2 protein-coding genes are annotated in these 5782 nt (G+C 76.3%); both read left to right on the forward strand.

The window, feature by feature from the left end:
* Nucleotides 1-1981 (forward strand): SDR family NAD(P)-dependent oxidoreductase (locus tag KBX39_RS20965; protein WP_210872086.1); only part of this gene is annotated, 1981 nt, incomplete at its 5' end.
* On the forward strand, nt 1978-5782 hold a 3805-nt coding region (locus KBX39_RS20970; protein WP_210872088.1), incomplete at its 3' end, for a non-ribosomal peptide synthetase. The genes KBX39_RS20965 and KBX39_RS20970, both read left to right, overlap by 4 nt.

The raw sequence follows: 5782 nt of genomic DNA on the forward strand, positions 1-5782 counted from the left end.
GCTGCTGGAGTGCGGCCCCGGCCGGCAGCTCGCCGGTCTGGCCCGGCTGAGCCTGCCGGCGGGAGCCCGGGCGCCGCTGCGCACGCTGCCCGCGCCGGGGGAGCGGCTGACCGGCAGGCAGACCGCGTACGAGGCGGCGGGCCGGCTGTGGACGGCCGGGGTGCCGGTGCGACTGCCCGCCTCCGGCACGCCGCGCCGGGTGCCGCTGCCCGGCTACCCGTACCAGCGCGCCCGGCACTGGATCGACCCGGAGCCGGCGGCCGCGCCCGCCGGACCGGCCACCGACGAGCGGTACGACGACGGCGTGGTCGAGGTGCCGGTCTGGGGTCAACTGCCCGACGCCGCTCCCGTCGAGGCGCCCGGCCCGCTGCTGTTGTTCGCCGCAGGGGAGCGCGGCACGGCGCTCGCGGACCGGCTGCGCGAGCGCGGCGTGGACGTCACGGTGGTACGTCCCGGACCGGCCTTCGCGGTCCGCCCGGACGGCTACCGGCTGCGCCCGGCCAGCGTCGCCGACCACCAGCGCCTGCTCGACGAGTGCGCCGACGACGGCCGGGCCGCCCGGATCGTGCACGCGTGGGCGCTCGACGGCGACCCGGCCGGCCCGGACGCCGACGCCGTGGCGGCGGCCCAGGAACACGGGTACCTCGCGCTGCTGACGCTGCTGGAGGCACTGCCTGCCGCCGACGTGGCGCTGGACGTGGTGACCGCCGGGACGGCCGACGTGACCGGATCCGACCTGCTGCGCCCGGAACATGCCACAGTCGCCGGGGTGGTGCGCTCGGTGCCGCTGGAACGTCAGGGACTGCGTTGCCACTGGGTCGACGCCGACCCGGCCGACCCGGGCGCGGACGCGCTGGCGGACGAACTGCTCGGCGCCGAGCGGGCCGAGGCGGTCGCGCTGCGGCTGGGCGGGCGCCGCTGGACACGCGGGTTCACGGCCGCGCCGGCGCGCCGGCGTACCGGGCCGGCACTGCGCGACGGCGGGCGCTACCTGATCACCGGCGGACTGGGCCGGATCGGCGGGGCGTTCGCCGCCGAACTGGCCCGCCGGGGCGCGCGGCTGGTGCTGGTCGGCCGGACCGCCCGGCCGGACCTGGTCGAGGCGCTGGAACGGGCCGGGGCGCAGGTCCGCCACGTGCGCGCCGACGTGACGGACGTGGACGCGCTGCGGGCGGTACGCGCCGACATCGAGGACGACCTCGGCGGACTCGACGGCATCGTGCACGCCGCGCGGCTGCCCGACACCGGACTGTCCACCGGGTCGCGGCCGGCCGAGGCGACAGCCGAACTGCTGCCGAAGGTCACCGGCGCGCTGGCGCTGCGCGCGGTCTTCGGCGACATGCCGCTCGACTTCGTGCTGCTCAGCTCCTCGGTGACCGCGCTCGCCGGTGGCCTGGGCCGCGCCGACGACACGGCCGCCAACGCGTTCCTCGACGCGTACGCGCGCAGCCCGCACGGCTGGCGGTCGCCGGTGCTGTCGGTGGCCTGGGGCGCGTGGCGGGAGGAGGGCGTACCCGACCACGACGGGCTGGCCCCGGACGCGGCGGTGCGCGCGGCGTGCCGGGTCCTCGCCGAGGGGCGGACCGGCTCGGTGGCGATCGGTGCCTACACGGTGGAGGCGGTCGCCGGGCACGAGCGGCGGCTCGCCGCGACCACGGCGGCCACCGCCTCGACGGTGACCGCCGCCGACGGCGACCTGCAGGACACCGTCGCCCGGATCTGGCGTGACGTGCTGGGCGTGGCCGAGGTCGGCCCGCACGACGACTTCTTCCGGCTCGGCGGCACCTCGCTCGTGGCCGCGCAGCTGGTGCTGCGGATCCGGCAGGCGGTGGGCGCCCGGCTGTCCATGCGGGTGCTGTTCGACGCGCCCACCGTCGCGGCGATGGCCGCCCGGATCGAGTCGCTGCGCGCCGCCCCGTCCGCCTCCGCATCTGCCGAGGCGCCCATCCCGCGTCTGCGCCGACCGGGACGGCCGGGATGACCGAGTCGCGCCACGACGTCACGCCGGTGGACGACGTCTACACCGTTCCCGCCTCGTACGCCCAGGAGCGGGTCTGGTTCACCGCCCAGCTCAGCCCCGGGCAGCCGCTGTTCACCATGACCGACGCGGTCACCCTGCCGGCGGGCGCCGGGCCCGAGCAGGCGCTCGCCGCGCTGCGGACGGTCACCGACCGGCACGAGGCCATGCGCACCACGCTGCGCCTGCACGACGGGCGGCTCTACCAGGACATCCACCAAGCGGTCCCGGTGGAGCTGCCGGTCACCGACCTGTCCGCGCTGCCCGAGCCGGAGCGGGACGCCGCCCGCGCCCGGATCGTCGCCGAGTACGCAGGTCTCGACCTGCCGATGGACGCGGCCCCGCTGTGGCGGGCCCGGCTGCTGCGGCTCGACCAGGACACCTGGTGGCTGCTGTTCGCCGGGCACCACGTCGTCCTCGACGGCACGTCCCTGCTCCACCTGCGCGCCGAGCTGACCGAGCTGTGCGCCGCCGCCGTCGCCGGCCGCGCGCCGGACCTGCCCGAGCTGCCGATCCAGTACGCCGACTACGCGGCCTGGGAACGCGACCGCCTCGACGGCCCCCGCTGGGACGAGCTGCGCGACTACTGGCGGGAGACACTGACCGGCCTGCCCGCCGTGCACGCGCTGACCACCGACCGGCCGCGCCCGGCGACGCTCACGTTCGACGGCGCCGACGTCCGCCGCACGCTGCCCGGCGACGTGACGGCGGCGCTGCCCGAGCTGTCCCAGCAGGCCGCCGCGACCCCGTTCATGGTGCAGCTGGCCGCCTACGTGGCGCTGCTGCACCGGCTGTCCGGGAGCGACGACGTGGTGGTCGGCATGCCGGTGGCCGGCCGGGACCGGGCCGAGCTGGAACCGCTGCTCGGCATGTTCATGAACATGCTGGTGCTGCGCGTCGACGTGTCTGGCGATCCACCGTTCCTGACGCTCGTGCGCCGGGTCCGCAGGGTCGTGCTCGACGCCTGGGACCACCAGGACATGCCGTTCCAGAAGCTCGTCGAGGAGCTGGCGGTACGGCGCGACCCCGGTGTGCCGCCGCTCTACCAGCTCACGTTCCACCACCTGCCGACCGGCCGGGGCGAGGCGTTCGGCGGCGCCATGGACGACCTGTCGCTGGAGATCGCCGGGGACGAGCTGCGGCTGGAGTACCGCACCGCGCTGTTCGAGCGCGCCGCGATGGAGGCGTTCGCGGACCGCTACCTGCTGCTGTTCGCCGCCGCGGTGGCGGCGCCCCGGACCCGGGTGAGCGCGCTGCCGGTCATGCCGGACACCGAGCACGCGGCGGTCGTGACCGGCTGGAACGCCACCGCCGCCCCGGTTCGCCGGACCACGCTGGCGGAGCTGTTCGACGCCCAGGCCCGGCGCACGCCGGACGCGGTCGCGCTGGTCGACGGCGACACCCGGATGACGTACGCGCAGCTGTCCGACGCCGCCGAGCAGGTGGCGCGACGGCTGGTCGCGCACGGCGTGGGACCGGAGTCGGTGGTCGCGATCCACGAGCCCCGCTCCCGCCGCCTGATCGCCGGGCTGCTCGGCATCCACCGGGCCGGCGCGGCGTACCTGCCGCTGGACCCGGACCACCCGCCGCAGCGGCTGGCCTTCATGCTCGCCGACGCCGGCGCCGGGGTGCTGCTGGCCGACGAGCTGCCGGACGGGCTGACCGTCCCGGGCACCGTGCTGCCGCTGACCGCGCCGGACCGGCCGCGCGCCGCCGGGGGCACCGCCGCCGGGCCGGGGAACGCGGCGTACGTGATCTACACGTCGGGCTCCACCGGACGGCCGAAGGGCGTGGTCAACGAGCACGCCGCGATCGTCAACCGGCTGGACTGGATGCAGGACGCCTTCGCGCTCGGACCGGACGACGCGGTGCTGCACAAGACACCGATCGGGTTCGACGTGTCGGTGTGGGAGGTGTTCTGGCCGCTGCTCGTGGGCGCGCGGCTGGTGCTCGCCGCGCCGGGCGGGCACCGCGACCCGGCGTACCTGCGGGAGCTGATCGAGCGGGAGCGGGTCACCACGGTCCACTTCGTGCCGTCGATGCTCGACGCGTTCCTGTCCCCGGCCGCCCCAGCCGGCCCGGCCCGCTGCGGGTCGCTGCGGCGGATCGTGTGCAGCGGCGAGGAACTGCCCGCCGACCTGGCCCGCCGCGCCGTGGCCGCGATCCCGTCGGCGGCGCTGCACAACCTGTACGGGCCCACCGAGGCGGCGATCGATGTCACCGCCTGGGCGGCCACGCCCGACGCGCTGACCGGCGTGACCCGGGTGCCGATCGGCGGGCCGATCCGCAACGTCCGCACGTACGTGCTCGACGAGGCGATGCGCCCGGTGCCGGTCGGCGTGGCCGGGCAGCTGCACCTCGGCGGCGTTCAGGTGGCTCGCGGCTACCTGAACCGCCCCGGACTCACCGCCGCCTCGTTCGTCCCCGACCCGTTCGGCGAGCCCGGCGGCCGGCTGTACGCCACCGGCGACCTGGCCCGCTGGCGTACCGACGGGACGCTGGAGTTCCTCGGCCGCATCGACGACCAGGTGAAACTGCGGGGCCTGCGGATCGAGCTGGGGGAGATCGCCGCGGTGCTGCGCGAACAGCCCGGCGTCGGCTCCGCCGCCGTCGTCGTGCGCGGCGCCACGCCCGCCGAGCAGCGTCTCGTGGCGTACCTGACGGGCGAGGCCCCGGGCCCGGCGGAGCTGCGGGCGGCGCTGAAACGGCGGCTGCCCGAGTACATGGTGCCGTCGGCGTTCGTGACGCTCGACGCGCTGCCGCTGTCCGCCAACGGCAAACTCGACACCGCCGCGCTGCCCGCACCCTCGTCCGGCGTCGCCCCCGCGCAGCGCCGTCCCCCGGTGACCCCGGTCGAGCAGACGGTTGCCGCCACCTGGCGCGACGTGCTCGGCGTGCCGGAGGTCGGCCTGGACGACGACTTCTTCGAGCTGGGCGGTCACTCGCTGCTGGCGATCCGGATGCTGGCGCTGCTGCGCGAGGCGTACGGGCAGGTCGACGTCGGCGTGATGGACGTGTTCGCGCACCCGACGGTGCAGGGGCTGGCCGCGCTGATCGACGCCCCGGCGGACGGGGAGCGGCAGCGCCCGCTGCTGTACGAGCTGACCCGGCCGGTCCCGGCGGACCAGCGGGTGCGCTCGTACGTGTGCGTGCCCTACGGCGGCGGGCTCGCCAGCATCTACCAGCCGCTCGCGGACGCGCTGCCGGCCGGGCACACGCTGTTCTCCGTGGCGATCCCCGGCCACGACGTCGGCGTCCGCGACACCGAGCTGCCCTTCGACGAGCTGGTCGAGCGGTGCGTGGCCGAGATCCAGGAGCGGGTGGACGGCCCGCTGGTCCTGTACGGCCACTGCGTCGGCGGCGCGCTGTTGACCGGCATCGCCCGGCGGCTGCACGAGCGCGGACGTCCCATCGAGGCGATCTACGCCGGGGGCGTGTTCCCGACCGCCCGCCCGGACAACATGCTCGGCCGGCTCGTCGACTGGGCCGACTCCCGGGGCGCGGACCGGCGGTACGAGACGTTCCTGCGCTCGATCGGCGCGGAACTGGCCGACCTGGACCCGGCGCAGGTCGACCGGTTCGTGCACCACGTACGGCGGGAGGCCGCCGAGGCGCAGGAGCGGTTCACCGAGTGGCTGGACGGCGACCCGGTCCGGGTGCCCGCACCGGTGATCTCCGTCGTCGGCACCCACGACGTGCTCACCGAGTACTACGAGGAGCGGTACCGCGAGTGGAGTTTCCTCGGCGAGTCGACAGCGCTCGTGG

Source organism: Micromonospora sp. D75, from assembly GCF_018070405.1.
Taxonomy (GTDB): Bacteria; Actinomycetota; Actinomycetes; order Mycobacteriales; family Micromonosporaceae; genus Micromonospora; species Micromonospora chalcea.